The 26310-nt window shown below is 53.4% G+C and carries 32 protein-coding genes; 19 read left to right on the top strand and 13 right to left on the bottom strand.

From position 1 onward, the window contains the following. The first annotated feature begins 44 nt into the window (after nt 1–44). Both pmbA and cybC read left to right on the top strand, forming a co-directional pair. Nucleotides 45–1385, top strand: coding sequence for a metalloprotease PmbA (pmbA, locus tag IV433_RS20145; protein ID WP_101074948.1), 1341 nt, complete (start codon nt 45–47; stop codon nt 1383–1385). A gap of 162 nt (nt 1386–1547) precedes the next feature. Next, entirely contained in the window at nt 1548–1934 is a 387-nt protein-coding gene (gene cybC, locus IV433_RS20140; protein ID WP_152327349.1) for a cytochrome b562, read from the top strand. A gap of 176 nt (nt 1935–2110) precedes the next feature. Here cybC and rnk read toward each other — a convergent pair whose 3' ends face one another. After that, nucleotides 2111–2521 (bottom strand): nucleoside diphosphate kinase regulator, encoded by a 411-nt coding sequence (gene rnk / locus IV433_RS20135; protein WP_195815533.1) that lies wholly within the window; start codon nt 2519–2521, stop codon nt 2111–2113. Nucleotides 2522–2920: 399 nt separating this feature from the next. On the opposite strand from rnk, the gene IV433_RS20130 reads away from it, so the two are divergent. The 10 genes from IV433_RS20130 to IV433_RS20085 all read left to right on the top strand — a co-directional run bounded on the left by IV433_RS20130 (nt 2921) and on the right by IV433_RS20085 (nt 11835). After that, complete coding sequence (locus IV433_RS20130; protein ID WP_152327347.1) at nt 2921–3271, top strand: PRD domain-containing protein; 351 nt, start codon at nt 2921–2923, stop codon at nt 3269–3271. 46 nt (nt 3272–3317) lie between these two features. Next, nucleotides 3318–3683 (top strand): SFCGS family glycine-rich protein, encoded by a 366-nt coding sequence (locus tag IV433_RS20125; RefSeq protein WP_195815534.1) that lies wholly within the window; start codon nt 3318–3320, stop codon nt 3681–3683. Further along, entirely contained in the window at nt 3683–3982 is a 300-nt protein-coding gene (locus IV433_RS20120) for a DUF4312 family protein (RefSeq protein ID WP_101074953.1), read from the top strand. Before IV433_RS20125 ends, IV433_RS20120 begins: the two co-directional genes overlap by 1 nt. A 32-nt stretch (nt 3983–4014) precedes the next feature. Continuing rightward, nucleotides 4015–4791 (top strand): DUF4311 domain-containing protein, encoded by a 777-nt coding sequence (locus IV433_RS20115; protein WP_101074954.1) that lies wholly within the window; start codon nt 4015–4017, stop codon nt 4789–4791. A gap of 12 nt (nt 4792–4803) precedes the next feature. Continuing rightward, entirely contained in the window at nt 4804–5451 is a 648-nt protein-coding gene (locus tag IV433_RS20110) for a DUF4310 family protein (protein WP_195815535.1), read from the top strand. A gap of 70 nt (nt 5452–5521) precedes the next feature. After that, complete coding sequence (locus tag IV433_RS20105; protein WP_195815536.1) at nt 5522–6655, top strand: amidohydrolase/deacetylase family metallohydrolase; 1134 nt, start codon at nt 5522–5524, stop codon at nt 6653–6655. Then, nucleotides 6645–7772 carry a DgaE family pyridoxal phosphate-dependent ammonia lyase gene (locus tag IV433_RS20100; protein WP_195815537.1) on the top strand — a complete coding sequence of 376 codons (1128 nt, stop codon included), beginning with the start codon at nt 6645–6647 and terminating at the stop codon, nt 7770–7772. The genes IV433_RS20105 and IV433_RS20100 overlap by 11 nt, the downstream gene beginning before the upstream one ends. After that, entirely contained in the window at nt 7769–8509 is a 741-nt protein-coding gene (gene dagF / locus IV433_RS20095) for a 2-dehydro-3-deoxy-phosphogluconate aldolase (protein WP_195815538.1), read from the top strand. The genes IV433_RS20100 and dagF overlap by 4 nt, the downstream gene beginning before the upstream one ends. 118 nt (nt 8510–8627) lie before the next feature. Further along, on the top strand, nt 8628–9827 hold the full coding sequence (locus IV433_RS20090) for a lactonase family protein (protein WP_195815539.1): 1200 nt from the start codon (nt 8628–8630) through the stop codon (nt 9825–9827). An 88-nt stretch (nt 9828–9915) separates the two neighbouring features. Further along, nucleotides 9916–11835, top strand: a complete 1920-nt coding sequence (locus tag IV433_RS20085) for a BglG family transcription antiterminator (protein ID WP_195815540.1) — start codon at nt 9916–9918, stop codon at nt 11833–11835. A 29-nt stretch (nt 11836–11864) separates the two neighbouring features. Here IV433_RS20085 and npr read toward each other — a convergent pair whose 3' ends face one another. The 11 genes from npr to IV433_RS20030 form a co-directional block, all read right to left on the bottom strand. After that, on the bottom strand, nt 11865–12137 hold the full coding sequence (npr, locus tag IV433_RS20080; protein ID WP_056776243.1) for a PTS phosphocarrier protein NPr: 273 nt from the start codon (nt 12135–12137) through the stop codon (nt 11865–11867). Continuing rightward, complete coding sequence (gene rapZ / locus IV433_RS20075; protein WP_101074959.1) at nt 12134–12988, bottom strand: RNase adapter RapZ; 855 nt, start codon at nt 12986–12988, stop codon at nt 12134–12136. The genes npr and rapZ overlap by 4 nt, the downstream gene beginning before the upstream one ends. Before the next feature lie 67 nt (nt 12989–13055). After that, complete coding sequence (ptsN, locus tag IV433_RS20070; protein WP_152327340.1) at nt 13056–13526, bottom strand: PTS IIA-like nitrogen regulatory protein PtsN; 471 nt, start codon at nt 13524–13526, stop codon at nt 13056–13058. Between the two features lie 109 nt (nt 13527–13635). Continuing rightward, nucleotides 13636–13923: a ribosome hibernation promoting factor gene (gene hpf / locus IV433_RS20065; RefSeq protein ID WP_013577259.1), complete on the bottom strand. Its 288-nt coding sequence runs from the start codon at nt 13921–13923 to the stop codon at nt 13636–13638. A gap of 23 nt (nt 13924–13946) precedes the next feature. After that, nucleotides 13947–15380 (bottom strand): RNA polymerase factor sigma-54, encoded by a 1434-nt coding sequence (gene rpoN / locus IV433_RS20060; RefSeq protein WP_195815541.1) that lies wholly within the window; start codon nt 15378–15380, stop codon nt 13947–13949. A gap of 99 nt (nt 15381–15479) precedes the next feature. After that, complete coding sequence (gene lptB / locus IV433_RS20055; RefSeq protein WP_195815542.1) at nt 15480–16205, bottom strand: LPS export ABC transporter ATP-binding protein; 726 nt, start codon at nt 16203–16205, stop codon at nt 15480–15482. Nucleotides 16206–16211: 6 nt separating this feature from the next. Further along, nucleotides 16212–16769 carry a lipopolysaccharide ABC transporter substrate-binding protein LptA gene (lptA, locus tag IV433_RS20050; RefSeq protein ID WP_152327338.1) on the bottom strand — a complete coding sequence of 186 codons (558 nt, stop codon included), beginning with the start codon at nt 16767–16769 and terminating at the stop codon, nt 16212–16214. Continuing rightward, nucleotides 16747–17316 (bottom strand): LPS export ABC transporter periplasmic protein LptC, encoded by a 570-nt coding sequence (gene lptC / locus IV433_RS20045; protein WP_195815543.1) that lies wholly within the window; start codon nt 17314–17316, stop codon nt 16747–16749. Before lptC ends, lptA begins: the two co-directional genes overlap by 23 nt. Next, a complete protein-coding gene (gene kdsC, locus IV433_RS20040) occupies nt 17313–17879 on the bottom strand; it encodes a 3-deoxy-manno-octulosonate-8-phosphatase KdsC (protein WP_195815544.1) in 567 nt (188 codons plus the stop codon). Before kdsC ends, lptC begins: the two co-directional genes overlap by 4 nt. A gap of 16 nt (nt 17880–17895) precedes the next feature. Further along, on the bottom strand, nt 17896–18882 hold the full coding sequence (gene kdsD, locus IV433_RS20035; RefSeq protein WP_195815545.1) for an arabinose-5-phosphate isomerase KdsD: 987 nt from the start codon (nt 18880–18882) through the stop codon (nt 17896–17898). A gap of 19 nt (nt 18883–18901) precedes the next feature. Then, nucleotides 18902–19879 (bottom strand): calcium/sodium antiporter, encoded by a 978-nt coding sequence (locus IV433_RS20030; protein WP_195815546.1) that lies wholly within the window; start codon nt 19877–19879, stop codon nt 18902–18904. 307 nt (nt 19880–20186) lie between these two features. Between IV433_RS20030 and mlaF the strand changes: the two genes are divergently transcribed. The 7 genes from mlaF to murA all read left to right on the top strand — a co-directional run bounded on the left by mlaF (nt 20187) and on the right by murA (nt 25075). Further along, on the top strand, nt 20187–20990 hold the full coding sequence (gene mlaF, locus IV433_RS20025) for a phospholipid ABC transporter ATP-binding protein MlaF (RefSeq protein WP_195815547.1): 804 nt from the start codon (nt 20187–20189) through the stop codon (nt 20988–20990). A gap of 10 nt (nt 20991–21000) precedes the next feature. Next, nucleotides 21001–21783, top strand: a complete 783-nt coding sequence (mlaE, locus tag IV433_RS20020) for a lipid asymmetry maintenance ABC transporter permease subunit MlaE (RefSeq protein ID WP_152327332.1) — start codon at nt 21001–21003, stop codon at nt 21781–21783. A gap of 3 nt (nt 21784–21786) precedes the next feature. Next, nucleotides 21787–22353, top strand: coding sequence for an outer membrane lipid asymmetry maintenance protein MlaD (gene mlaD / locus IV433_RS20015; RefSeq protein WP_195815548.1), 567 nt, complete (start codon nt 21787–21789; stop codon nt 22351–22353). Between the two features lie 41 nt (nt 22354–22394). After that, nucleotides 22395–23027: a phospholipid-binding protein MlaC gene (gene mlaC, locus IV433_RS20010; protein ID WP_152327330.1), complete on the top strand. Its 633-nt coding sequence runs from the start codon at nt 22395–22397 to the stop codon at nt 23025–23027. Beyond that, on the top strand, nt 23027–23335 hold the full coding sequence (mlaB, locus tag IV433_RS20005; RefSeq protein ID WP_195815549.1) for a lipid asymmetry maintenance protein MlaB: 309 nt from the start codon (nt 23027–23029) through the stop codon (nt 23333–23335). Before mlaC ends, mlaB begins: the two co-directional genes overlap by 1 nt. A 160-nt stretch (nt 23336–23495) precedes the next feature. Next, on the top strand, nt 23496–23750 hold the full coding sequence (gene ibaG, locus IV433_RS20000) for a BolA family iron metabolism protein IbaG (protein ID WP_152327328.1): 255 nt from the start codon (nt 23496–23498) through the stop codon (nt 23748–23750). A 65-nt stretch (nt 23751–23815) separates the two neighbouring features. After that, nucleotides 23816–25075, top strand: a complete 1260-nt coding sequence (gene murA, locus IV433_RS19995) for a UDP-N-acetylglucosamine 1-carboxyvinyltransferase (RefSeq protein ID WP_195815550.1) — start codon at nt 23816–23818, stop codon at nt 25073–25075. Between the two features lie 80 nt (nt 25076–25155). Here the strand turns inward: murA and degS are convergent, their stop codons facing one another. Further along, a complete protein-coding gene (degS, locus tag IV433_RS19990) occupies nt 25156–26223 on the bottom strand; it encodes an outer membrane-stress sensor serine endopeptidase DegS (protein WP_195815551.1) in 1068 nt (355 codons plus the stop codon). Between the last annotated feature and the right edge of the window lie 87 nt (nt 26224–26310).

Here is a 26310-nt window from a genome sequence, read left to right as displayed (position 1 = left end):
CAGTGTAGAACAATCCCTTTTATCTCATAAGCGATGGCATGCCGATGAACGTAGTCAATCAAGTTGCGCAGCAGCGTAAAACCCTGGAACAGGCCGTCTCACAGGCACTGGAGCTGGCGAAAGCAGGCTCAGACGCCGCGGAAGTTGCGGTCAGCAAAACCACCGGTATCGGCGTCAGCACGCGTTTTGGCGAAGTTGAGAACGTAGAATTCAACAGTGATGGCGCGTTAGGCATCACTGTGTATTACCAGAACCGCAAGGGCAGTGCGTCTTCCACCGATTTAAGCCCGGATGCAATTTCCCGCACCGTACAGGCTGCGCTGGATATCGCCCGTTATACGTCACCGGATCCGTTCGCGGGCGTGGCGGATAAAGAAATGCTGGCCTTCGATGCACCGGATTTGGATCTTTTCCACCCGGAAGAGCTGGATCCGGATCGCAGTATCGAGCTGGCCGCGCGCGCTGAACAGGCCGCGCTGAAAGCAGATAAACGCATCACCAATACCGAAGGCGGCAGTTTCAACAGCCACTACGGCATCCGCGTTTTCGGCAACAGCCACGGCATGTTGCAGAGCTATTGTTCGACGCGTCACTCCATTTCTGCGTCGGTTATTGCCGAGCATGAAGGCGATATGGAACGCGATTACGCCTATTCCATCGCCCGTAAAATGAGCGACCTGAAAGACCCTGAATGGGTCGGCGAAGAGTGCGCACGCCGCACGTTGTCGCGTCTGGCTCCGCGTAAGTTACCGACCATGCAGGCACCGGTTCTGTTCGCGTCTGAAGTCGCAACTGGCCTCTTCGGGCATCTTGTCGGCGCGATCAGCGGCGGCAGTATTTACCGTAAATCGTCATTCCTGCTCGACAGCCTCGGCAAGCAAATTCTGCCGGAATGGCTGACCATTGAAGAGCATCCGCATCTGCTGCAAGGTCTGGCTTCGACGCCGTTCGACAGCGAAGGTGTGCGCACCGAACGCCGTGACATCGTCAAAGACGGCGTGCTGCAAAACTGGCTGATGACCTGTTATTCCGCGCGTAAGCTCGGTCTGCAAACCACCGGCCATGCGGGCGGCATCCACAACTGGCGCATTGCCGGTCAGGGTGACGACTTCGCCGGTATGCTGCGTAAGCTCGACAAAGGTCTGGTTGTTACCGAACTGATGGGTCAGGGCGTCAGCGGCGTGACCGGTGACTATTCCCGCGGTGCGGCAGGTTTCTGGGTTGAGAATGGCGAGATCCAGTATCCGGTGAGCGAAATCACTATCGCCGGTAATCTGAAAGACATGTGGCGCAATATGGTTGCCATCGGCAGCGATATTGAAACCCGCAGCAATATTCAGTGCGGCTCCGTACTGTTGCCTGCGATGAAAATCGCCGGCGAATAATCCTGACGTAAAGGCAGCGATCGCCCGATCGCTGCTTCCTTCTTTACTACCTTTCTTTACAAAAAATTCATCCCGTTTTCCTCTCTCTCAGCCTATTTTTATAAAGCCTTACAAGCAATGTCGTTTTAACTAACAAATAAATAACAATAGAGAGAAAAGAATATGCGCAAACAACTGATGGCGTTGGCGGTAATCGCCCTGTTAGGAAGCAGTACGGCGGTTCTGGCCGCAGATTTAGAAACGGACATGGACACGATTGCGGATAACTACAGCAAAGTGCTGAAGACCAATGATCAGGCAGAACTGACGACCAGCCTGGCGAACATGAAAGCGGCAGCGGAAGACGCGAAAAAAGCCACACCGCCGAAGCTGAAAGGCAAAGCGCCGGACAGCCCTGAGATTCAGGATTACCACAAAGGGCTGGATACGCTGATCGGGCAGATTGATTCGGCATCAGCGTTGGCGAAAGCCGGCAAGGTGGATGAAGCGAAGAAAGAAGCCGAAGGGTTTAAGGCTACGCGTAATGAGAACCACAAGAAGTTTAAATAGCAGATGTGCCTTCCTTGCTCCTCCCCCTGCGAAGGGGGAGGCTGGGAGGGGGTTTAGCAAGCGAAAAAAAAGTTTAAGCGTACCTCAACTTTATGATTTTTCTTTAAAACCCCACCCCAACCCTCCCCTTCGCAGGGGAGGGAGCTGTTCAGAGCCTTACGCTGACTCCTGCGCTCTTAACGCCGTAATTCCCCGGCCGCCTCCGGCTGATACAACAACTCCAGTACCTCGATCCGGCTGTCTTCTCCGTTCGGCATCTTCCATGTGATACTTCCACCCACGCGCAAGCCCAGCAACGCTGCACCAAGCGGGGCCATCACGGAAAGCTGTTCGTTGCTGTCTTTCAGCGCCGCCGGATAGACCAGCGTACGAATGTGCTCTTCGCCTTCTTTACCTTCCGTAAAGCGAACCTTGCTGTTCATCGTTACCACGTCGGCCGGGATTTGTTCGGGTGGCAAAATCTCTGCGCGATCTAACTCTTCATTCAGTGCGTCGGCCACCGGGCTGCTGGCAAAAGCCGGTTGCGCCAGCAGTGTATCCAGGCGTTCTGCGTCAAGTTCGCTGATGATCAGTGTCGGTTTACTCATAACATTCTCCATGGTTCCTTTTGCATCACCCGCTTCATGCGAGTGGGGTGCCGGTCGGCAAAAAACAACACCCCCGCGGGTGAGCGCGGGGGTGTCAGTGTTCTGCATGTGTTCTTTGATACTAGGCATTCTTTTCGATAAATGAAAGCGTTGTGAGGGAATTAATCCGCATTGCGAAAAATCCGATTACCAGTGAAATACGCTGCTACAGACGGTAATACTCAGTGATATGACGACTTAACTTTTCGTTTTGCGAATTAGATCTGCTCAGCTCACCGTATTTCCACTTCGAACTGGAAAAAGACCCACTACACAGGAAATCTCTCCAGGGTTAGGGTAAAGACAGACGAAATAAACGACTGAAAATAGAAAGTCAGGCAAGGAGAGAGGTAACCGCGAGTGAATAACGGAACCGCATCTGTGAAGGGTAACGGGCAGACAGAATTGGAAGATGCTCCTGCAATAACAGAGAAAGTATTAAAAGATATTCAGGCAATGCAAAGTGCGAAGAATATCTACACCACAGATGTTCAGTTGCAGATGTTAACGTCACACGTTAAAGCCATGGTATTACGCTCAATCACCGGCGAACCATTGCCTGAAGTCGAAAAAGATTTATTTGACGAAATTTCTGATGAGTCCATGAAAATGGCAGAAGAAGTGGTCAGCTGGTTCGGAAATTTACCGATTGAGGAAGCGTATTTGCTCTCGGTGCATTTTGAAGTCGCAAGAGACAACGAACCGAAATAATCCTGATTTTTGTTTTAATGAATTAACCAAACTGGAGAAGTAAATTATGGGACAAGTATTAGTTGTGATCGGCGACCGTTTAGGTAAAGGCCAGAAAGTGGCAGCAGGCGTGGAAGCGGCTGGCGGAAGAGCCATTGTTGTCCCAGGCATGGCAGCCGATATGAAACTCGGCGACGTGATGAAAGCAGAAGGCGCGACCTTTGGTATTTCCTTCTGCGGCAGCGGCGGCGCCGGTGCGATTACCGCACAAAACAAATACGGATATAAAGCCAAGTACGGAATGCGTTCAGTGGATGAAGGTGTGACGGCAATTAACGAAGGCTGTCTGGTATTAGGGTTCGGATTTATGGATAAAGAAGAACTGGGTCAGCGTCTGGTTGAAGCTTATAACAAGAAGTATGGTCAGGCGTAATGAAGCAACAATTAACCACGACAGTTCGGGTTGAAGGAAAGGGCGAAAATAAGGCTGCCGCCTTTTCTTCCGCACTGAGTCAGGTTCAGAGGACGGTTCTCAAATCTTCGGCCAATAATGTCTTACTGCGCATCGAACCGCAGGACGTCAAGGTTATTACGGCCGAAGAATCAGTAAAAAGAGAAAAGTTTCTGTTCTTTTTTCTGGCCAGGGAAAGAAAGAGTTATTACGTGGCGTTAGACATTACCGTCAACCTGACTGTTATTAATACGGAACAGGTAGTTTTTGTCACGAAATAAAAACGTTAGCTATAAATGACAAGGATATACTGATGTTTTTAATTATTTTATTTAAGTCGCTTATTATCGGCGGACTGGTTGGCGTGGGGGTAGGTGCAGGTGCTGCACGTATGTTCCACGCGCCTACCGTGCAAGGGATGGGGGCTTTTCGTACTCTTGGGGAATTAAATTCCTGTGAAGGCGATCCGGCTTCGCATTTCTCATTTGGTCTGGGCTTCTTCTTTAACGCCTGGGCTTCTTCCGTTGCGGCGGGTTCTTTCACACAGGACGTCGACCACCGCATCATCCCTCACTGGGCGACCGCTGCCCTGATGTTCAAAAACCGCAATGTGGCTGAAACCATGCATGACCCGCGCAAGATGGCGATTGCGGGCGGCATCATCGGCATGATTGTGGTGGCATTCCTGAATACCACCGCATCCGCGGTACCTGCGGCGTTGCAGGTGACGGCGATTAAAGTGCTGGTGCCTGCGGCCAACCTGCTGGTGAACACCGTGATGCCCGTCATTTTCTGGCTGGCGGCAATCGATGCAGGACGTCGTTCCGGTTTCTGGGCCACCATTTTCGGTGGTCTGGCGCAGATGATCATGGGTAACGCCGTGCCGGGTCTGGTGCTGGGTATTCTGATCGGGAAAGGCGTTGAAGAAAGCGGCTGGAACCGCGTCACCAAAGTGATGATGGCGGCGATTATCGCGCTGTTCGCACTCAGCGGCTTCTTCCGCGGTTTCGACGTCAAACTGTTGCAGTCTTTCATGCTGGATGTTCCCGCGTGGCTGAACGGCATTCACAACTCACTCAGCGGCAAGTAAGGGAGCATGACAATGGAAGAACAAACCAAACGTGGTTTCTGGTACGCCGAGTGGTCGTTCCCGATCTTCGTCGGTCTGCTGTCCTCTGGCGTTTTCGCCGGGACGCACATGTATTACCTGTACGGCATTGGTGCTTTTAACGAAGTGGCGTTTGTTTCGATGCTGCGTTCAGGCATGGATACCGGCGTGTATGGCGCGGTTGCGGCTTTCGGTGCCAGTTTCCTGTTTGCCCGCATTATCGAAGGTTCGCTGGTCGGTATTCTGGATATCGGCGGTGCGATCCAGACCGGTATTGGTCTGGGCGTTCCGGCACTGTTGCTCGGCGCGGGGATTATCTTCCCGGTGGCGAACTTCGCCGCTTCGCTGGTGACTGGCCTGATCCTCGGTTTAGCCGTGGGATACATCATCATTCTGGCGCGTAAATTCACCATCAATCAGAGCAATTCCACCTACGGTGCGGATGTGATGATGGGTGCGGGTAACGCCTCCGGCCGCTTCCTCGGGCCGTTGATTATCCTCTCCGCGATGGCCGCGTCGATTCCAATCGGCCTGGGTTCACTGCTTGGCGCGCTGGGTTTCTACCTGTGGCAGAAACCGATCACCGGCGGTGCCATTCTCGGTGCGATGGTGCTGGGCGCTATCTTCCCGGTATCACTGTAAGTACTTCAATAAGAAAGCAGTAATCAGGCGTCAGGATTTCTCTGGCGCCTGAGATTATGGAGAACGTCGTATGTATGACTTAATCATCCGACAGGCAAAAAGCACAGACGGCAGCCTGACTGATATTGCAATTCAGGGCGGCAAGTTCGCCGCTATCGGCACGCTGGCACCCGACGCCACCGCCCGCCAGACACTCGACCTCCAAGGCAAGGTTTACGCCAGCGCCGGTTGGATCGACTCCCACGTTCACTGTTACCCAAAATCGCCGATTTATCATGACGACGCTGACCTGATCGGCGTGGCCTGCGGGGTCACCACCGTGGCCGATGCCGGAAGCACCGGCGCAAATGATGTCGACGATTTTTATAAGATTACCCGCGAGGCGAAAACCAACGTCTTTGCGTTTCTGAATATCGCCCGCACCGGCATTGTCACGCAGAACGAACTGGCCGATATGGCGCAGATCGACAAAGTTGGCGTGCGTGACGCCATTGCGCGCAACCCCGGTTTTATCATCGGGATCAAAGCGCGCATGAGCAGCAGCGTCGTCGGCCAGAACGGGATTAAGCCGCTGGTTCGCGCGAAAGAAATTCAGCAGGAAAATAATGATTTACCGCTGATGGTTCATATCGGGAACAACCCGCCGAACCTTGATGAAATCGCAGATTTGCTGACGTCCGGCGACATCATTACGCACTGCTATAACGGCAAACCGAACCGGATCCTGTCACCTGAAGGCGTGCTGCGCGATTCGATTAAACGCGCGCTGAGCCGTGGTGTGCTGCTCGATGTCGGGCACGGCACCGCCAGTTTCAGTTTTGAAGTGGCGGAACTCGCCATAAGACAGGGCATTTTGCCCCACACCATCAGCTCCGATATTTACTGCCGCAACCGCATGAACGGGCCGGTTCACAGCCTGGCGACGGTGATGTCCAAATTCTTTAGCGTGGGTATGACGCTGACGCAGGTGATTGATTGCGTCACCTCTCACGCCGCCGATGCTTTACGCCTGCCTGCAAAAGGGCGTCTCGAAGTGGGCGCTGACGCTGACCTGACGCTGTTTGAACAGCGTTTTGTGCCGCAGGTATTTGTCGATTCCGAAGGTCAGTCCGCGAAGGGCGAAAGTTTGCTGGTACCTCTGGCTGCCGTGGTCGCGGGTGTCACTCTGTTAACCGAAGAAGGGAAATCTGCTCATGTCTTCTGAACAATCTTTGTATGAAAAATATCAGCTGAAACAGGTTATTAACGCGTCCGGTCGTATGACGGCGCTCGGTGTTTCCACGCCACGCGAAGAAGTGGCGGCGGTGGTGAATACTGGCCTGAATCATTATTTCGAGATGAAGGATCTGGTGAACAAAACCGGTGCTTACATCGCTAAATTGCTGAATGTCGAAAACGCGGTGGTGGTGTCCTGTGCGTCTGCCGGGATTGCGCAGTCGGTCGCGGCGGTGATTGTGAAAGATGATGCCTGGCTGCTGGAAAACCTGCATGCGGCGCCGCTGGAAATCCCTCACGACATCGTGTTGCCAAAAGGCCACAACGTGAATTTCGGTGCGCCGGTAGGCACGATGGTGACGATGGGCGGCGGTAAAATAGTGGAAGCCGGTTATGCCAACGAATGCTCTGCGGCGCAGCTTGCGGCCTGCATTACGCCACGCACGGCGGCCATTCTGTACATCAAATCCCACCATTCTGTGCAGAAAAGCATTCTGTCCGTGGAAGAGGCGGCGCAGGTTGCCCGCGAACATAATTTGCCACTGATTGTGGATGCGGCGGCTGAAGAAGACCTGACCTGTTATTACGAAATGGGCGCTGATCTGGTGATTTACAGCGGCGCGAAAGCCATCGAGGGCCCGACCAGCGGCCTGGTGCTGGGCAAAAAACAGGCTGTCGAATGGGTGAAACTGCAATCCGGCGGCATCGGCCGTGCGATGAAAGTCGGCAAAGAAGGCATTCTTGGCCTGACGCAGGCGATTGAAAGTTACATCACGCTGCCGAAAACCACCGGGCAGGAAATGGTCGACAAAATGACGCCATTTATTGCCAGCCTGAATGAAATCAATGGCGTGACCGGCCGCGTAGTCTGGGACAGCGCGGGGCGCGATATCGCCCGTACCGAAATCACTTTCGATGAAGCGGTTCTGGGCTGGAAAACCAAAGCCATCGTGGACGCCATGAAAAACGGCGATATCGCCATTTACTTCCGTGGCTACCGCGCCAACGAAGGCAAGATTGAAGTCGACGTGCGCAGCGTGACGCCGCCGCAGCTCGCCATCGTCGCCGACCGTTTCAAACAACTTTTCAGTGGAGAGAAAGCATGAAGCTGACCCCAAATTTCTACCGTGACCGCGTCTGCCTGAACGTGCTGGCAGGGTCAAAAGACAACGCCCGGGATATCTACGAAGCCGCAGAAGGGCATGTGCTGGTCGGTGTGCTTTCCAAAAACTACGCGGATGTCGCAAGCGCCGTCGCCGACATGAAGGAATATGCCGCGCTTATCGAAAACGCGCTGTCCGTAGGCCTGGGCGCGGGCGATCCGCGTCAGTCGCTGATGGTCAGCCAGATTTCACAACACGTTCAGCCGCAGCATGTGAATCAGGTCTTCACCGGCGTCGGCACCAGCCGTGCGCTGCTTGGTCAAAACGACAGCGTGGTCAACGGCCTGATTTCGCCGACCGGCAAAGTCGGTTTCGTCAAAATTAACACCGGGCCGCTGAGCTCTGCCGCCAGTGACGCGATTGTGCCGGTGGAAACAGCGATTGCGCTGCTCAAAGACATGGGCGGCAGCTCGGTGAAATATTTCCCGATGGGCGGCCTGAAAACCCGTGAGGAATTCGCTGCCGTGACGCGTGCCTGTGCTGAACAGGATTTCTGGCTGGAGCCGACCGGCGGTATCGATCTGGAAAACTTCGAGCCGATTATGGAAATCGCGCTGGCCGCAGGCGTGACCAAAATCATCCCGCATATCTACAGCTCTATTATCGACAGCGCGACCGGTAATACCCGTCCTGACGATGTGAAAACCCTGCTGGCCAGCGTCAAAAAGCTGATTGGCTGAATAATCTGACCTTTCCTGCGCGGTAAGCCGTCTGCGCGGTTAAACACTCAGCGCCCTTCATCCACTGAACGGGCTCTGAGCCTCTCGTTTGTCTGACAACCCAGGTTTGAGGAAATGTATGAGAAACTGGTTTCTGATTTCAGGTTTAACCTCCGCGATGCTGGCCGTTTCGGCCATGCCGCTCTACGCAGCAGAAAAAACAATGACTTCCACAACGCCACATTTCGCGTATGTCGGCACTTACAACCCCAACGGGGAAGGTGTCTACCGCTTTAAGTTCGATCCTAAAACCGGTGCGCTGAGCGATAAAACGCTCGCCAGCCAGTTGCCAAATCAGGCCCAGATGGTGCTCAGCCATGACGGTAAAACGCTGTTTATTGGCAGTGAAATTGATAATTACAACGGCGGCAAACACGGCGCGGTAGCGGCTTACCGGATTTCGCCAGAAGACGGCAGCCTGACGCTGATTAATCAGGTGGATTCGCAGGGCGCGGGGCCGGTGTATTTGTCCCTGACGCCGAAAGGCGGCCATCTGCTGGTGGCTAATTACATCAGCGGCGTGGTCGCGGTATTCCCCGTGGATGCCAGCGGCAAACTGAGCGATGCCAGCAACAGCCAGCAGGATTCTGGCCCGGCAGGTGCGGGTAAACCGGCGGCCGCGGCGGAAGGCAGTTTTGCCATCAGCGACCATAACGGCCCGCATGCGCACATGATCGCCACCGATCCTTCCGGCAAATTCGTGTTCTCCACCGATCTGGGGCTGGACCGGATTTATCAGTGGAAGCTCAACGGCGAAACGGGCGTGCTCGAAGCCAACGATCCGCCGTTCATTAAGGCCTCTTCGGAAGGCGCCGGACCGCGTCATTTCGTGTTTCATCCTAACGGCAAAGTCGTTTTCCTGATTAACGAAGAAGCTTCGACGCTGACCAGCTATCGCTTTGACGCCGTAAAAGGCACGCTCAGCGAGCTGCACAGCTTGTCCACGCTGCCGGCCGGTTTCAAAGGCACGAACTTCGCCGCGGGCATTGTTCTGAGCAAAGATGGTAAACATCTGTACGTTGCCAATCGTCTGCACAACAGCATCGCGCAAATCAACGTGACCGGTGAAGGCGGGATGACCTGGGGCGGGGAAACCTGGACCCGTGGCGATTATCCGCGCACGCTCACTTTGTCACCGGACGGCAAATATATTTACGCAATGAATCAACGAAGCGATAACATCACTACATTCAAGGTATCAGCGGAAAGCGGCAAGCTGACGTTTGTAGATGGCTATGTGGCCGTCGGCAGCCCGTCGCAGATGGTGATCGCGCCCTGAAAGACCCGTGTAAAAGAACCAAACCCCGTTTCTATCTTTTCCTTATAAAGGCCGGAACGGGGCTACGTTACAACGATATGGAAGAATAATGGTGAGATTTCCCAATCAACGGCTGGCGCAATTGTTCGATGCGCTCCAGACCGAAACCCTGCCTCAGGATGAGCTGGCAAAACGTCTGGCGGTATCGACAAGAACGGTGCGCGCTGACATCACGGCACTGAATGAAATCATTGCCGGTTACGGCGCGACGTTTGTCCACAGCCGGGGCAGCGGATACCAGCTGCGCATCGATGATGCGGCGCTCTTTTCGTCGTTACAGCAATCAACGCAACGCAAACCGAACCCGACGCCGCGCACCGCCGCCGGACGGGTGAATACGTTGCTGATCCGCTTTTTGACCTCAGCTTTTTCATTAAAGCTGGAAGATCTGGCCGATGAATGGTTTGTCAGCCGGGGAACCCTGCAAAATGATATGGCTGAGGTGAGGGAGCATCTGGCGCGTTATCACCTGAATATCGAAACCAAACCGCGATACGGCATGAAACTGTTCGGCGCAGAGCTGGCGATCCGCGCCTGTCTGACCGATTTGTTGTTTCAGCTGGATGCCGAGGAACAGACCAATCCGCTGCTGAAGGCCGAAAGCCTCGAGCCGGAAGCGTTAGTTCCGCTGACGCGTTTTATGCATCAGTTGTTGACGCAGTCTTCCATTCAGCTGACGGATGAAGGCGAGCAATATCTGATCCTCTATTGCGCCGTGGCGATTAAACGCATTACCGGCGGTTATCCGCTGACAGATTTTGATGCCGAAGACGGTGATCCGGCGGTGAAGCAGGTTTCTGTGCGGCTGGCGGCGGAGCTGAAAAATCTGGTCGGTAAGGAAATCCCCGCTTCGGAAGAGGCGTATCTGCGGGTGAATATTGCCGCGCGCCGCGTCCAGCAGATTTTACCGACGGACATTAACGCCGACGACGATGAGTCGCTGGTCGATTACATTCTTTCGTACATCAACTCGCACTATAACTATGATTTGCAGGGCGATAAGCAGCTGCGAGCTGATCTCCTGACGCACATCAAGACCATGATTACGCGGGTGAAATACCAGATTAATATCCCCAATCCGCTGCTGAGTAATATCAAACAGCATTATCCGATGGCGTATGACGTCACGCTGGCAGCGGTCTCAAGCTGGGGGAAATACACGCCGTACACGCTGAGCGAGAATGAAATCGGCTTTCTGGTGCTGCATATTGGCGTCGGGCTGGAGCGGCATTACAACATCGGCTACCAGCGCCATCCGCAGGTCATGCTGGTCTGCGATACCGGTAATTCGACCATCCGCATGATTCAGGCACAGATTAGCCGCAAATATCCGCAACTGGTGATGAAGCAGATTGTGTCGCTGCGCGATTACGAGAAGCTGGAACACATCGACGAAGATTTTATTATCTCCAACGCCCGCATTACTGAGAAGAATAAACCGGTAGTGGTGCTGTCGCCGTTCCCGACGGAATACCAGATGGAGCAGCTCGGCAAGCTGGTGCTGGTCGACCGCACCCGGCCCTATATGCTGGAAAAATTCTTCGACGAAAAACACTTCATGATCGTCAATGAGCCGATGACGCAGGCGGAGCTTTTCCGCCATGTCTGCTCGCAGCTTGAAGCAGAAGGATATGTCGATCAGGCGTTTTACCCGTCCGTGTGTGAGCGCGAGGAGATTGTCTCGACCATGCTGGGCGAAGGTATTGCGTTGCCGCACTCGCTGGGTTTGCTGGCGAAGAAAACCGTGGTGATCACGCTGCTATCACCGCAGGGCATTGCCTGGGGCGAAGGAGAAACGGCGCACGTGATTTTCCTGCTGGCGATCAGCAAGGCAGATTACGAAGAGGCGATGGCGATTTACGATTTGTTCGTGACGTTTGTGCGGGAGCGTTCGATGAGCCGGCTGCTGAGCAGTGAGAATTTTGAAAGCTTCAAGGCGATTGCGATCGACTGTTTGAGCCGAATTTAGCCAACGACAGGCGTTGGCTAATCTTTAAATCAGTCCTCGTCGAAACCGGAGTTGATGAGATTAACGACGGCGGTCAGTGCCTGTTCTTCATCGGGGCCGGTGGCTTCGATTTCAATCTGCTGGCCTTTCGGGGAATCCAGCATCAGCAATGCAATCACGCTGCTGGCTTCCGCCTCAATGCCTGTGCCGTTGCGCAGCATCACTTCTGACTCGAAGCTCTGTACCAGTTCAAATAACTTCATCGCCGGACGGGCATGCATCCCTAACCGGTTTTTGATTTCTACCGTTTGTTTAACCGTCATGATTTGCGTTTTTCCAGCGTGCGATGGCGGGACTGGACGTTCTTCCCACGGGAACGGAAATAGTCAGCCAGCTGTTCTGCGATATACACCGAACGGTGCTTACCGCCGGTACAGCCAATGGCGACGGTCAGATAACTGCGGTTATTGGTCTCCAGCGCGGGCAGCCATTGTTCAAGGTAGCTGCGCGTCTGGTAGATAAAGTTATGGACTTCGGTATGACGGTCGAGGAACGCAGCGACCGGTTTGTCGAGACCGGTCATCGGACGCAGTTTCGGATCCCAGTGCGGGTTTGGCAGGAAACGCACGTCGAAAACGTAATCCGCATCAATTGGAATACCGTGTTTGAAACCAAAGGATTCAAAGACCATGGTCAGTTCACGTTCGCGTTTGCCCAGCAGGCGCGTACGCAGCATTTCAGCCAGTTCGTGAACGGACATCTCGGAGGTGTCGATGATCAGATCCGCGGAAGAGCGCAAAGGCTCCAGCAAATCGGCTTCTTCATCGATTGCACTTTCAAGGGACAGGTTTTTGCTGGAAAGCGGGTGCAGACGACGGGTGTCGCTGTAACGGCGGATCAGGGTATTACGGTCAGCGTCGAGGAACAGCAGCTGTGGTGAAAAGCTTTCCGGCAGCTGTGACATCGCATGCTCATAAACTTCCGGTGTTTCTGGCATGTTGCGAACGTCAATGCTGACGGCCGCTGACGTATTGCGTTCAACAAGGGTCTGGGCGAGCTGCGGCAATAACACTACCGGCAGGTTATCCACACAGTAAAAACCCATGTCTTCCAATGCCCTTAGGGCAACCGACTTCCCGGAACCGGAACGGCCGCTGACAATCATCAGCACCATGGTGTCACTCCCCTGGCATTCAGTGTTCAGAATTCATTTTCCCGGCGCGCAACCGGGAATCAGTAATTTATTCGTTTTCAGTCATTATCTGGAACAGTTCTTCGTCACTTTGCGCTCCGCGCAGACGACGACACACCCCTTTATCCGCCAGTTTTTTGGCGACTAAAGACAAGGTATGTAAATGGGTTTTACATTGATCTGCCGGAACCAGCAAGGCAAAAAGCAAATCCACAGGCTGATTATCGATAGCGTCAAAAGCGATCGGTTGTTCAAGCTGAATGAACACCCCGACGGCACGTAAAGTGTCTTCTTCCAGCTTTCCGTGCGGAATGGCGATCCCGGCACCGATCCCGGTGCTGCCCATGCGTTCACGGGTCAAAATGGCGTCAAAAATCACCTGCGGCGATAAATTTAGCTGTTTGGCCGCCAGCTCACTGATGATTTCCAGTGCGCGTTTTTTGCTGGCGCAATGAACGCCGCTTTTGGTGCATTCGGCATTAAGCACCGACGTTAATTGCATTGCAGTATCGTTAATCATGTCATCTTCACTTTGGCGCTGTTTCACCCTTAAAGCTATATCGGCTCGTTTCCCGAAGGTCACAAGCCGATGCCCGAAGGTTTGTAGCACAGGGTTGGCTACATGAATGTCAGTGCTGTTTCAGTTTGTCTTTGTGCTTGTTCAGCTGGCGGGCCAGTTTATCAACCAGGCCGTCAATTGCCGCGTACATATCCTGATGCTCCGAGGTGGCATGCAACTCGCCTCCGTTCACATGCAAAGTGGCTTCCGCTACTTTCTGCACCTTTTCAACGCTCAACACCACATACACCTGATTTATCCGGTCGAAATACTGCTCAAGCTTGGCGAGCTTCGACGTGATGAATTCTCTCAGGGGATCGGTGATCTCAATGTGATGTCCGGTAATGTTGAGCTGCATAATGTCTTCCTTCTCTGTTGAGGTCAAACTAACTGTTTACGCTGGTTTGAGGGCGGGATGGACAAAGACTCTCGGTATTTGGCGACAGTCCGGCGCGCCACCATAATTCCCTGATCGGAAAGCAGGGTGGCTAACTTACTGTCACTGAGCGGTTTTACAGGATTCTCCGCTGCGATTAATTTTTTCACCAGCGCCCGGATCGCGGTTGACGATGCCTCGCCGCCGCTGTCTGTACTGACATGGCTGGAGAAAAAATACTTCAGTTCGAAAATGCCACGCGGGCTGTGCAGAAACTTCTGCGTCGTCACACGTGAAATCGTCGATTCATGCATTTCCACTGCGCTGGCGATATCTGCCAACACCATGGGTTTCATAAATTCTTCACCTAACTCAAAGAACGCCTGCTGCTGCTCAACGATGCAGCGTGTCACTTTCAGCAGCGTATCGTTGCGGCTTTCCAGGCTTTTGATCAGCCATTTGGCTTCCTGCAAATTGCTGCGGATAAACTGTCCGTCGCTGTCGCTGCGCGCGGAATTGCCCATCGCGGCGTATTGCTGGTTGATCTTCAAACGCGGAATGCTGTCGGAGTTCAGTTCTACCGTCCAGACACCGGACACTTTTCGCACCAGCACATCGGGGATCACGTATTCGGATTCACCGGTGTTAATCGACTGGCCCGGACGCGGATCAAGAGACTGAATCAGAAGCATCGCTCCTTTCAGTGTATCTTCTTTTAGCCGGGTTGAACGCATAAGTGCGCGGAAATCATGGTTCGCCAGCAAATCCAGATGTTCGCTGATAATCAGGCGTGCTTCGGTGATGAAAGGCGTGTCTGTGGCGTACTGCGAAAGCTGGATCAGCAGGCAGTCACGCAGGTCACGCGCCGCCACACCGACCGGATCAAAACGCTGTACGCGTTTCAAAACGGCTTCGACTTCGTCCATGCTGACGTTGTCGTCACCGATGCTTTCGAGGATGTCGTCAAGGGAAACGGTCAGATAGCCGGTATCGTCTACCGCGTCGACAATGGACGTGGCAATCGCGGCATCGGTGTCGGAAAACGGCGTCAGTTCCACCTGCCACATCAGGTAATCCTGAAGCGTCTGCGTGGTTTCACCCTGATAAATTGGCAGCTCGTCGTCGCTGTAATCGTTGCCGGTGCCGGAAGGCGTGCCCGCGGTATAAATCTCGTCCCAGGTGGCATCCAGCGGTAGCTCTTCGGGCATGTCTTTCTGCTCGAGCGCTTCGCGTGTATCTAACGCTTCGTTGTCGGTGGCTTCTACCGAATCGATTTCATCATGAAGGTCGGTTTGTTCCAGCAGAGGGTTGCTCTCCAGCGCGAGTTGGATCTCCTGTTGGAGCTCAAGCGTGGACAGTTGCAACAGGCGGATCGCCTGTTGTAACTGAGGAGTCATTGCCAGTTGTTGGCTGAGTCTGAGTTGCAAACCTTGCTTCATATCTTGGTTTTATTTCCGTTGATTACAAACTGAGTAACTTCTGTCAGAGACCTCCCGTCAGACTTTACGTCGAAACGGGCACGGTTCCGGCGGCACAGATCACAGACGGAATTCTTCACCAAGATAAACGCGTTTAACCTGTTCATCAGCAAGAATGTCGGCTGGCGTGCCGTGGGCGATCAATTTCCCCTGACTGACGATATAGGCACGCTCACAAACGTCGAGAGTTTCGCGAACGTTGTGGTCAGTGATCAGTACGCCGAGGCCGCTGTCACGCAAATGCTCAATGATTTTTTTGATATCGATGACGGAAATCGGGTCAACCCCGGCGAAAGGTTCATCCAGCAGGATAAACTTAGGATTCGCTGCCAGCGCGCGGGCAATCTCAACACGGCGACGTTCACCACCGGACAAGGACTGACCGAGGTTATCGCGCAAATGTGAAATATGGAACTCTTCCATTAACTCATTGGCGCGATCGTTACGCTGCTCTTTGGTCAGGTCATCACGGATTTGTAATACGGCCATCAGGTTATCAAACACGCTGAGACGACGGAAGATAGAGGCTTCCTGCGGAAGATACCCAATGCCGCGACGGGCGCGGGTATGCAATGGCAAAAGGCTGATGTCTTCATCGTCAACGATAATACGACCCGCATCACGTTGCACAATCCCGACGACCATGTAGAAGGTGGTGGTTTTACCCGCACCGTTTGGCCCCAGCAAGCCGACGATTTCTCCCGAATTGACATTCAGGCTGACATCTTCAACGACCTTGCGGCCTTTGTATGCTTTGGCCAGATTCTCTGCGATTAATTTTGCCATAAAATATCAGTTACTCTTTTTGGTCGGCTGGCCGCCCGCGGCAGGCGTTTTTTGTTGCAGCTGCGAAGGAACCAGAACGGTCGTCACACGGTTGCCTTTATCACTGAAGGCTTCCATTTGCTGTTTCTGCACCAGATAGGTGATACGGTCGCCTTTCACGTTGCTGTCGAGCTGTTCAAGATACGCGTTACCGGTCAGGGTCACGAGATCGTTTTCCACTTCATAGCGGACTTTCTGCGCATGGCCTTTCACTGGCTTACCGTTGTCCTGCATCTGGTAAAATGTCACCGGATTACCGTAACCTTCCACCACTTCTTTGCCGGAAACGCCCTGAGGACGGATCACGACCACTTTATCGGCTTTAACCTGAATGGTGCCCTGATTGACCACGACGTTACCGGTGAAGGTGGCCGTGTTGGTGTTCACATCCAGCGCCTGATTGGCGGAATCAATGGTGATCGGTTTCGTCGTGTCATCTTTTAAGGCGAAGGCCGGAATGCTCACGGCTAACAACGAGCTGACGATCAGGAGATCACGGATTTTATTTTTTGCTTTGAATTTCATAAGAGGTCGTTACCTTTTCGATCAGCTGTGCTGTCTTATCACGCAGATTACCGCGCATTTTCATGCCGTTAGATGTAAAACCTGTGCCATAAAGCGTTACTTCATCGTCTGAGGCAACGTCCTGTGTCGTCAGGTTAACCCGGGCATTATCCGTTTTGATTCTTTGAAGCTGTGACGTCTCAGGCGTCAGGCTATCGCCCTGCACATGCCCGTAAAGATAGAGCATCTTATCCTGAGTCAACTTGGCTTTATCAGAACGCAGCACCCAGGTTGGTGTTTTATTCTTGTCATACATGGTCGCGACCGGATTGGTAAACCACGTCACCTGATCGGCGGCGTAGTATTTTACCTGGTCTGAAACCAGTTTATACGTCAGGCTGCCCGTCGGGTCATAGACCATCGTGACCGTGTGGGCGCTCTGGTAAGTGGGATCCTGATCGTTAACCGTCTGCGGAGCGTCATCGCTGCTGTCAGACAATGACCAGCCCACCAGAATCAGAACGATGGCCGTCAGAACAAGGATAATCCAAAGTTTTGTTTTACTCATATCGACAGCCCTTTGGCGTCCTCCAGCTTGCCCTGCGCCAGCAGAATCAGGTCACACAATTCGCGCACGGCACCACGTCCGCCGGCGATACGGGTAACGTAATCGGCCTTCGGCAACAGGATCGGATGTGCATCCTGAACCGCCACGGAAAGACCGACTTCGGCCATAACCGGCCAGTCAATCAGGTCATCCCCGATATACGCCACTTCTTCAGCCCGCAGGGACAGTGTATCTAACAGTTCACGGAAGGCCAAAAGCTTATCCGATTGCCCCTGATACAAGTGGCGGATACCGAGGGTTTTAGCGCGATCTTCCAGTAATTTCGCATTGCGGCCTGTAATAATCGCGACCTCAATGTCAGATGTCAGCAGGCAACGGATGCCGTAACCGTCGCGAACGTTAAAACTTTTCAGCTCTTCGCCCTGATTTCCCATGTAGATCAGGCCGTCGGACATGACGCCGTCCACATCGCAAATCAGCAGGCGAACGGCTTTGGCGCGTTCCAGCACGTGGGCGCTGACCGGACCGTAGCAGGTCTCCACCAGGGCTGCGCTTTTACTCATTCGGGCTATTCCTCAATTAAACTACGCCAGCGCGCAGCATATCGTGCATATGTAACACACCTAACAACTGGTCACCATCAGCAACCATTACGCAGGTAATGTGTTTTTCCTGCATCAGATTCAGTGCATCAACCGCCAGAAGCGAAGGGCGAACGCGGATCCCGCCGGTCGTCATCACATCGGCAATCGCCGCATTATTAATGTTCACGCCCATATCAAAGATGCGGCGTAAATCACCATCGGTAAAGATCCCTTCGATTTTCATTAAATCGTTGCAGATGACCGTCATGCCCAGATTTTTGCGAGTGATTTCCAGAAGAGCATCGCGCAAAGAAGCATCACGGCTGACGTGCGGGATTTCATCGCCGGTGTGCATGATATCGCTGACGCGCAATAAGAGCTTGCGACCCAGTGCTCCGCCGGGGTGTGACAGGGCGAAATCTTCAGGGGTAAATCCGCGGGCTTCAAGCAGCGCTACGGCGAGCGCGTCGCCCATGACCAAAACAGCGGTGGTGCTGCTGGTCGGCGCCAGACCCAGCGGGCAGGCTTCTTTCGGCACACGGACGCAAAGATGCACATCGGCGGCTTTGCCCATCGTGCTTTCCGGATTGGACGTCATGCAGATAAGCGTAATGCTCAGCCGTTTCAGGACCGGGATCAGCCCCAGAATTTCATGCGCCTCGCCGGAGTTGGAAATCAGGATAACGATGTCCTGCTTTGATACCATGCCCAGATCGCCGTGACTGGCTTCACCCGGGTGGACAAAAAATGCCGGAGTCCCGGTACTGGCAAATGTGGCGGCCATCTTGCGGCCAATATGACCGGATTTGCCCATACCCATCACGACGACTTTTCCGGTGCAGGCGAAGATTTTTTCGCACGCACGGGTAAAGTCACCGTTAATGTATTGATCTAACTGCTCAAGTCCTTCACGTTCTGTTTTCAGCACATCACGCCCGACGGCCTGGAAATCAAAGTCGGAGGCGAAGGTAAAGTTAGCCATAGTCAATTCCTGACAGAGTTCAGAAGGCAATGCTGTCCGGTAACAGGAACAGCACCGCCATGTAGGCGATAAATCCGCACAGCAATAATGCGCCGGCGAGATGCCCGATCCGGTGTTTGCGCATCAGGCACAAACCGGAAAGCACCACGCTGACCGCCAGCATCACCCAGTAGTCGCGGTGAAACGCATCCGGGTTGAACGAACCCGGTGCCACCAGTGCAGGTAATCCCAGCACCAGGCAGGTGTTAAAAATATTGGCGCCGATGATATTGCCCAGCGCGATATCATCTTCACCTTTAATTGCACCGGCGATAAACGTCGCCAGTTCCGGCAGGCTGGTGCCGATAGCGATGACCGTCAGGCCAATCACCAGTTCGCTCACGCCTAAATATCGTGCAATCACTGTACTGTTGTCGACAATCATGCCTGACGCCAGTGGCATGATGATAAAGCCCAATGCCAGCCACAGAAATGCCACGGTGTTGCTGCTGTCTTGCGGAAGTTCAGACATTTGCTCGTACGTCAGCGTGTCCAGCCCCTCTTTTTCAGCCGCGCGGGCGATTTTTATCACCAGCATCATAAACGCGGCGGCACTGGCCAGCAGCAAAACGCCATCGAACCGGCTGAGTTCGCCGTCGCTGAGCAGAAAACCGCACAGCGCTGTGACCAGTAACAATAGAGGGAGTTCGCGGCGTAATATATCAGAACGAACGGAAAGTGGATGAATCAGGGCGGCGCCGCCCAAAATCAGAAGAATATTAATGATATTCGAACCAATTGCGTTTCCAACGGCCAAATCCATTTGATCGTTGATGGCGGCGGTGGTGGAAACCACCAGTTCAGGCAGTGATATGCCCACGCCGACGACGGTCATGCCAATCACGAGTGGCGGCATGCCCAGTGAGCGTGCCAGCACAGCGGCTCCGTACACCAGACGATCGGCGGCGTAAACAAGCAGTAACAGGCCGACAATCATCAGTACGATAGCGAGAAGCATGAAACATCCTTTATTGGGTATAATGCGAGGTTCGTTGCCTTGAAAGGCAGGCGATTCCTTCGTCAACATGAGCTAAGGCAACATTTTGTCTGAAAACGTGGCCAGCAGGTTCCTGTATGTTAGACGATGAAGGCTTTTAATTTAAAATGGTAATTCGTTGATTTTGACCGTCTGTGACGGAAAAGTAAATCGATGGCAACTTTGGTAACGAAAGCGGGGTAAGTTTTTGTAAAAATACCAAAGTTATACGACGCCCCACCCGGGTCAGACGTATTCTTAGCGAAAGCATTCCGAAGGGATAAACTGAATGAGTCAAAGCGAATCGAATCTGGTTGAGATCAAAGGCATGAGTTTCGTGCGCGGCGATCGTCCCATTTTCGAAGAGATAAACATGACCGTGCCGAAAGGCAAAGTCACCGCCATTATGGGGCCTTCGGGGATCGGTAAAACGACGCTCCTGCGTCTTATCGGCGGCCAGCTTACGCCGGATAAAGGTGAAATCTGGTTTGACGGAGATAACATTCCTGCGCTGTCACGCCGCAAGCTTTACGAATCACGCAAAAAAATGAGCATGCTGTTTCAGTCCGGTGCATTGTTTACTGACCTCAATGTATTCGAAAATGTCGCGTTCCCGCTGCGCGAGCACAGTAAATTGCCTGAGGCATTACTGCGCAGTACCGTGACCATGAAGCTTGAAGCCGTCGGGCTGCGCGGTGCCGGTGAACTGATGCCGGCGGAATTATCCGGTGGCATGGCGCGTCGTGTCGCGCTGGCGCGTGCAATTGCGCTTGATCCTGAACTCATCATGTTCGATGAGCCTTTCGTGGGGCAAGATCCGATCACGATGGGCGTGCTGGTCAAACTGATCGACGAGCTGAACCATGCGCTGGGCGTGACCTGCATTGTGGTTTCCCATGACGTTCCTGAAGTGCTGAGTATTGCGGATTACGCGTATATTGTTGCAGCACAACATGTTATTGCTGAAGGAACGCCTGAGGAGCTGCAAAATAATCCAGATCCGCGGGTTCGCCAGTTCCTTGATGGTATTGCCGATGGACCGGTTCCTTTCCGTTTCCCTGCCGGTGATTACAAAACCGAGCTGCTCGGATGATGGAGTACCCATGTTAATTAAGGCATTAGCCTCAGTCGGGCGCAGCGGGATAAACACCTGTGCGTCCTTTGGCCGTGCCGGTTTAATGCTCTTCCGGGCATTAGTCGGTAAGCCGCAATTTGCCAAACAATGGCCGCTGCTGATAAAGCAGCTCTACAGTGTTGGCGTGCTTTCTCTGTTAATCATTCTGGTTTCCGGGCTGTTCATCGGCATGGTTCTGGGGTTGCAGGGATACCTCATTTTGACCACGTACAGTGCCGAAGCCAGTCTGGGCATGATGGTGGCGCTGTCGCTGTTGCGTGAACTTGGCCCGGTCGTGACCGCGCTGTTGTTTGCCGGGCGCGCGGGTTCTGCGTTAACCGCTGAACTGGGTCTGATGAAAGCCACTGAGCAAATCTCCAGCCTGGAAATGATGGCGATTGATCCGCTGCGCCGCGTTGTGGCACCGCGCTTCTGGGCCGGTCTGATTTCCATGCCCCTGCTGACGGCGATTTTCGTTGCTGTCGGGATTTGGGGCGGTTCACTGGTTGGCGTGGACTGGAAGGGTATCGACAGCGGTTTCTTCTGGTCTGCGATGCAAACTGCCGTAGACTGGCGGACAGATCTGCTTAACTGCCTGATTAAAAGCCTTGTTTTCGCTATCACCGTGACCTGGATTGCGTTGTTCAATGGCTATGATGCGATCCCGACATCCGAAGGGATCAGCCGGGCAACGACACGTACTGTGGTGCATTCGTCACTGGCGGTGCTGGGATTGGATTTTGTGCTGACAGCACTGATGTTTGGAAATTAAACCATGCAAACGAAAAAGAGTGAGATTTGGGTTGGCGCATTTTTAATCATCGCATTGATCGCGGTGGTCTTTTTGTGCCTGAAAGTGGCTGACATCCGTTCTATCGGTTCGGATCCGACTTACCGTATTTCTGCGGACTTCGACAATATCGGCGGCCTGAAAAGCGGCTCACCGGTGAAAGTTGGCGGCGTGGTGATTGGTCGCGTCAGCAGCATTACGCTGGATAAAAATTATTCTCCGCGTGTGGAAATGGATATCGACCAGAAATACAACCAGATCCCAAGCACCAGTACACTGGCTATCCGCACCTCGGGTTTACTGGGTGAACAATTCCTGGCATTGAACATTGGATTTGAAGACCCGGAGATGGGAACGACTATCCTTAAAAATGGTGGCGTCATTCAGGACACGAAATCCGCACTGGTTCTCGAAGACCTGATTGGCCAGTTCCTTTATAAGAGCGGCGACGGCAAGGCTGACCCTGATGCAACGGCTGCTCCGGCAGCACCTGAAGGGAATGCCGCACCTGCACCTGACGCTAATACGGCGCCACAGCCGGCTGCCCATTAAGAATTGCCATCACGGATTCTCCATAAAAGAGGAAAAAAAGTATGTTTAAACGTTTAGTGATCGCTGCACTGCTGGTGGTTATGGCTCCGCTGGCCAACGCCGCTGTGGACAAAACCAACCCTTACAGCGTGATGAATGAAGCGGCGAACAAAACCTTCACCCGCCTGAAAACCGAACAGCCGAAAATCAAGCAGGATCCTAACTACCTGCGCCAGATTGTTCGTGATGAACTGCTGCCGTACGTGCAGATTAAATATGCCGGTGCGCTGGTATTAGGCCGCTATTACCAACAGGCAACGCCTGCACAACGTGACGCATATTTTGCAGCGTTCTCTGAATATTTGCAGCAGGCCTATGGTCAGGCGCTGGCGATGTACAACGGCCAGAGCTACACCGTGCAGCCTGAACAGTCTTATGCGGACAAAGATATCATCGCCATCCGCGTCACCATCACCGATCCCAATGGCCGTCCGCCAGTACGTCTGGATTTCCAGTGGCGTAAAAACAGCCGCACAGGTGAATGGCAGGCATATGACATGATCGCAGAAGGCGTGAGCATGATTTCGACCAAGCAAAACGAGTGGGCGGATATCCTGCGTCAGAAAGGTATTGATGGCCTGACTGCCCGTCTGAAACAAGCCGCTGCTCAGCCGATCACCCTGGATAAGCAATAATGAGTGAAGCTCTGCGCTGGGAATCGCAGCCGCCGCGACTGACCTTGCAGGGTGAGTTGGATCGCGAAACGCTGGTGGCTTTTTGGGATGCGCGTAAAAAACTGATGTCCGGCGTGACCACTCTGGATGTGTCCGGGCTGGAACGCGTGGATTCTTCGGGTCTGGCGCTGTTAGTGCATCTTCGTGAAGAAGCTAGCCAGCAGGGTAGTTCGCTGACCATCGCGGGCATTACCGACCGGCTGCATACGCTGATTGCTTTGTATAATCTTCAGGACATTATCCCGACTGACTCACTGGCAAATAAGTGAACAGTTACGGGAGGTTAGGCGGCGTGATGTAAATCGTTGCCTTAATGTCCATAAAGCCCCTGTGCGAAACTCTTCCTCAGGGGCTTTTTCGTGGTTTAAGATTTGGTCCGATCCCTATAAGATATCGGGCTGTTATGATTCTTCAGAAGAATAGATCCCTATGGAAACGAGTGAAATTAAAGAAGTGCTGATGAACGCGTTGGCACTGGATGAAGCCCACATTACTGGCGATGGCAGTCATTTTCAGGCCATTGTCGTTGGTGCGATGTTTGATGGCATGAGCCGCGTGAAAAAACAGCAGACCGTTTACGCCCCGCTGATGGAATACATCGCCGACAATCGAATTCATGCGCTGTCTATTAAGGCTTATACCCCGGAAGAATGGGCGCGTGACCGTAAACTGAGCGGTTTATAAGACTGCCGGAGCGCCGGCAGCTTCCTCGTATTTAATCAGAGTTGAAATTTAAGAGAGCAGTCATAATGGATAAATTTCGTGTACAGGGTGGGACTCGTCTGAGTGGCGAAGTTACTATCTCTGGTGCAAAAAATGCCGCACTTCCTATTTTGTTTGCCGCACTGCTTGCTGAGGAACCTGTTGAACTCCAGAACGTTCCTCACCTGAAAGACATCGATACCACCATCAAATTACTGAGCCAGTTAGGCACCAAAATCGAACGCAACGGTTCTGTGTTCGTGGATGCCAGCGCGGTAAACGAGTTTTGCGCGCCGTATGATCTGGTGAAAACCATGCGTGCTTCCATCTGGGCTCTCGGTCCTCTGGTGGCGCGTTTTGGTCGTGGTGAAGTTTCCCTGCCGGGCGGCTGTGCGATTGGCGCGCGTCCTGTTGACCTGCACATTACCGGCCTGGAACAGCTCGGTGCGACTATCGTGCTGGAAGAAGGTTATGTGAAAGCGTCCGTTGATGGCCGTCTGAAAGGCGCGCATATCGTAATGGACAAAGTCAGCGTGGGCGCGACTGTGACCATCATGAGCGCAGCGACCCTGGCGGAAGGCACGACCATTATCGAAAACGCCGCGCGTGAGCCGGAAATTGTCGATACCGCTAATTTCCTTAACACGCTGGGTGCAAAAATCACCGGCGCGGGCACCGATAAGATCACCATCGAAGGCGTCGCCCGTCTGGGGGGCGGTGTTTACCGTGTTGTTCCTGACCGCATCGAAACCGGGACTTTCCTGGTTGCAGCGGCCATTTCCGGTGGCAAAATTACCTGCCGTGAAGCCCGTCCTGACACGCTGGATGCCGTACTGGCAAAACTGCGTGAAGCCGGTGCCGATATCGAAGTGGGCGAAGACTGGATCAGTCTCGACATGCATGGCAAACGCGCTAAAGCAGTCAACTTCCGCACTGCGCCGCATCCGGGCTTCCCGACCGATATGCAGGCACAATTCAGCCTGCTGAATCTGGTGGCGGAAGGTACCGGTGTGATCACCGAAACTATCTTCGAAAACCGCTTCATGCACATCCCTGAGCTTATCCGTATGGGCGCGCATGCTGAAATCGAAGGCAGCACCCTGATTTGCCACGGCGTTGAGAAACTGTCTGGCGCGCAGGTAATGGCGACGGATTTACGCGCGTCTGCCAGCCTGGTTCTGGCCGGTTGCATCGCAGAAGGCGTGACCGTCGTTGACCGTATTTATCACATCGATCGTGGTTACGAGCGCATCGAAGATAAACTGCGTCAGCTCGGCGCTAAAATTGAGCGTTTTAAAGGCGAGTAAACTTTACGCCGCACGCATTAAAAAAGCCGGAAGGGGAAACCTTTCCGGCTTTTTCGTTATCTGTTCAGCGGTTACGTCAATCAGTGTTCAGGATATTCCTGTACGGTGACCTGCAACGTCAGCTTCTGCCCGTTACGCATAATCTCAACCGGGATCACTGTGCCAGGACGGACTTCGGCCACCTGATCCATGGTTTCGATGGCGGAAATCGCAGGCTTATTATTCACGTTAACAATTACATCGCTGACCTGCATTCCCGCATTCGCCGCCGGGCCGTTGGCGGTTACTTCGTTAACCACAATTCCCTGAATATGATCCAGCCCGCTGTTCGGCCCGTGCAGTGGTGAAACTTCACGCCCGCTGATGCCGATATACCCGCGAATGACGCGACCATCGCGGATGAGCTTGCCCATCACCTTGGTCGCCAGCGCAGTCGGGATGGCAAAGCCAATGCCTTCCGGCGTCGCGCCGTCGTTGCTTTGGTCAAAGGACAGGGTATTGATGCCCATCAGCTCACCCAGTGAGTTGACCAGCGCACCGCCGGAGTTCCCCTGGTTGATTGAAGCATCGGTTTGCAGGAAATTCTGACGGCCTGAAGGGCTGAGGCCGATACGACCGGTGGCACTGATAATGCCCTGTGTCACCGTCTGGCCGAGGTTGTAGGGGTTGCCGATCGCCATGACCACATCGCCAACGTGCGGCGTTCTGCGCGGGTTAATCGGAATTACCGGCAAGTTGCCGGCGTTGATTTTCAGAACGGCCAGATCGGTCAGGCTGTCTGAACCCACCAGCAGGGCTTCAAAAACGCGGCCATCCTGCAAGGCAACAATAATCTGGTCGGCATTATTCACCACATGTTTGTTGGTGAGGATATAGCCGTTGTCATTCATGATCACGCCGGAACCCAGCGTGCGGATCGCCAGCTCGTTTTGCGAACTGTTTCCCATATTGCGATTGTAGACATTCACAACCGCAGGCGCCGCATGACGGACACCGCCGTTAAAGCTGACAGGTTGTTCGCTGTCCTGATTGAAATTACGGTTAAATATCGGTTCTGAGATGTTTTTACGCAACATAGGGACCGCCGCCAGCAAAATGCCAGCAACAATCAGGCCGATAACAGCAGATCTCAATAGCTTAACAAACATGGATATATGGGATGCGAGAGGAAAAGTGGCTGAAGGATAGCATGAGTTAATCGGACGCAGCAGCATCTGCGTCCGATTTTCAACGCA

This window comes from Rahnella laticis (genome assembly GCF_015644585.1).
GTDB lineage: Bacteria > Pseudomonadota > Gammaproteobacteria > Enterobacterales > Enterobacteriaceae > Rahnella > Rahnella laticis.
This window is presented reverse-complemented; position numbering and strand designations above follow the sequence as displayed.

Bases quoted from the DNA above. Each gene is read 5' to 3' on its own strand.
- pmbA (WP_101074948.1), top strand. From the start codon at position 45: ATGAACGTAGTCAATCAAGTTGCGCAGCAGCGTAAAACCCTGGAACAG.
- cybC (WP_152327349.1), top strand. From the start codon at position 1,548: ATGCGCAAACAACTGATGGCGTTGGCGGTAATCGCCCTGTTAGGAAGC.
- rnk (WP_195815533.1), bottom strand. From the start codon at position 2,521: ATGAGTAAACCGACACTGATCATCAGCGAACTTGACGCAGAACGCCTG.
- IV433_RS20125 (WP_195815534.1), top strand. From the start codon at position 3,318: ATGGGACAAGTATTAGTTGTGATCGGCGACCGTTTAGGTAAAGGCCAG.
- IV433_RS20120 (WP_101074953.1), top strand. From the start codon at position 3,683: ATGAAGCAACAATTAACCACGACAGTTCGGGTTGAAGGAAAGGGCGAA.
- IV433_RS20115 (WP_101074954.1), top strand. From the start codon at position 4,015: ATGTTTTTAATTATTTTATTTAAGTCGCTTATTATCGGCGGACTGGTT.
- IV433_RS20110 (WP_195815535.1), top strand. From the start codon at position 4,804: ATGGAAGAACAAACCAAACGTGGTTTCTGGTACGCCGAGTGGTCGTTC.
- IV433_RS20105 (WP_195815536.1), top strand. From the start codon at position 5,522: ATGTATGACTTAATCATCCGACAGGCAAAAAGCACAGACGGCAGCCTG.
- IV433_RS20100 (WP_195815537.1), top strand. From the start codon at position 6,645: ATGTCTTCTGAACAATCTTTGTATGAAAAATATCAGCTGAAACAGGTT.
- dagF (WP_195815538.1), top strand. From the start codon at position 7,769: ATGAAGCTGACCCCAAATTTCTACCGTGACCGCGTCTGCCTGAACGTG.
- IV433_RS20090 (WP_195815539.1), top strand. From the start codon at position 8,628: ATGAGAAACTGGTTTCTGATTTCAGGTTTAACCTCCGCGATGCTGGCC.
- IV433_RS20085 (WP_195815540.1), top strand. From the start codon at position 9,916: ATGGTGAGATTTCCCAATCAACGGCTGGCGCAATTGTTCGATGCGCTC.
- npr (WP_056776243.1), bottom strand. From the start codon at position 12,137: ATGACGGTTAAACAAACGGTAGAAATCAAAAACCGGTTAGGGATGCAT.
- rapZ (WP_101074959.1), bottom strand. From the start codon at position 12,988: ATGGTGCTGATGATTGTCAGCGGCCGTTCCGGTTCCGGGAAGTCGGTT.
- ptsN (WP_152327340.1), bottom strand. From the start codon at position 13,526: ATGATTAACGATACTGCAATGCAATTAACGTCGGTGCTTAATGCCGAA.
- hpf (WP_013577259.1), bottom strand. From the start codon at position 13,923: ATGCAGCTCAACATTACCGGACATCACATTGAGATCACCGATCCCCTG.
- rpoN (WP_195815541.1), bottom strand. From the start codon at position 15,380: ATGAAGCAAGGTTTGCAACTCAGACTCAGCCAACAACTGGCAATGACT.
- lptB (WP_195815542.1), bottom strand. From the start codon at position 16,205: ATGGCAAAATTAATCGCAGAGAATCTGGCCAAAGCATACAAAGGCCGC.
- lptA (WP_152327338.1), bottom strand. From the start codon at position 16,769: ATGAAATTCAAAGCAAAAAATAAAATCCGTGATCTCCTGATCGTCAGC.
- lptC (WP_195815543.1), bottom strand. From the start codon at position 17,316: ATGAGTAAAACAAAACTTTGGATTATCCTTGTTCTGACGGCCATCGTT.
- kdsC (WP_195815544.1), bottom strand. From the start codon at position 17,879: ATGAGTAAAAGCGCAGCCCTGGTGGAGACCTGCTACGGTCCGGTCAGC.
- kdsD (WP_195815545.1), bottom strand. From the start codon at position 18,882: ATGGCTAACTTTACCTTCGCCTCCGACTTTGATTTCCAGGCCGTCGGG.
- IV433_RS20030 (WP_195815546.1), bottom strand. From the start codon at position 19,879: ATGCTTCTCGCTATCGTACTGATGATTGTCGGCCTGTTACTGCTTGTT.
- mlaF (WP_195815547.1), top strand. From the start codon at position 20,187: ATGAGTCAAAGCGAATCGAATCTGGTTGAGATCAAAGGCATGAGTTTC.
- mlaE (WP_152327332.1), top strand. From the start codon at position 21,001: ATGTTAATTAAGGCATTAGCCTCAGTCGGGCGCAGCGGGATAAACACC.
- mlaD (WP_195815548.1), top strand. From the start codon at position 21,787: ATGCAAACGAAAAAGAGTGAGATTTGGGTTGGCGCATTTTTAATCATC.
- mlaC (WP_152327330.1), top strand. From the start codon at position 22,395: ATGTTTAAACGTTTAGTGATCGCTGCACTGCTGGTGGTTATGGCTCCG.
- mlaB (WP_195815549.1), top strand. From the start codon at position 23,027: ATGAGTGAAGCTCTGCGCTGGGAATCGCAGCCGCCGCGACTGACCTTG.
- ibaG (WP_152327328.1), top strand. From the start codon at position 23,496: ATGGAAACGAGTGAAATTAAAGAAGTGCTGATGAACGCGTTGGCACTG.
- murA (WP_195815550.1), top strand. From the start codon at position 23,816: ATGGATAAATTTCGTGTACAGGGTGGGACTCGTCTGAGTGGCGAAGTT.
- degS (WP_195815551.1), bottom strand. From the start codon at position 26,223: ATGTTTGTTAAGCTATTGAGATCTGCTGTTATCGGCCTGATTGTTGCT.